The organism is Salmonella enterica subsp. diarizonae (assembly GCF_008692785.1).
In the GTDB taxonomy this organism is placed as follows: domain Bacteria; phylum Pseudomonadota; class Gammaproteobacteria; order Enterobacterales; family Enterobacteriaceae; genus Salmonella; species Salmonella diarizonae.
The window spans coordinates 1-574 of record NZ_VXJV01000035.1 but is presented as its reverse complement, the minus strand read 5'-3'; the positions used below and the strand labels follow the sequence as shown (position 1 = coordinate 574).

Annotated in this window: 1 protein-coding gene; it reads left to right on the top strand. The window is 56.4% G+C overall.

Translation table 11 applies throughout. From position 1 onward, the window contains the following. Positions 1-191, top strand: a 191-nt coding sequence (locus F4V72_RS24275; RefSeq protein ID WP_211361531.1) for a hypothetical protein, incomplete at its 5' end; no start/stop codon positions are given. Positions 192-574 lie beyond the last annotated feature (383 nt).

Sequence of the window (574 nt, the reverse complement as noted above, 5' to 3'; positions counted from 1 at the left end):
CAATGCTGTCGTTGCCAGCGCCCATGCTTCACGGCCTGAAAGAAGCGCCTGAGGAACTCAGGATGGCAGCCCCTACCGGTGAATACCTCCGCAAACACCGGCTCGCAGGTCACTGCGACAGAGGTCAAACTTCACAAACAACATGTCTTTTCGCTGCGCCAGCACTCTGGTCAGCATTCAACGACATCTGAAATTTCCGGGTAAATCCCTGTCCGGCTGAGGATCTGCCCCCTTTACCCTACGGGCTGTGGCCTGCATTGCCGCCAGGCTTTGCTGCCGCGTGACCGTCAATCTGCGCCAGAATCCGCGATCTTTCGCGCCCGGCCCTCAACCGGTGCGTCACTTTGCGTCGCGCAAAGCGACAAAGTGACGCACAACCACCACACCGCGTTATGCCACTGTTTTAAGGGCTTCTGCGCATTTTCCCTAATCTGATACGTCCTTTTTGGGCCGCTGTCAGCAAAAAAGAGGAGAAAAAGATCGATACCGAGGGGGGCATGATGCCCCGGAGAATTCCTGCTCTGGCAGGCAGTCCATACCGAGTACTGGCTGAAACTCCCTGTACCTCAACAAG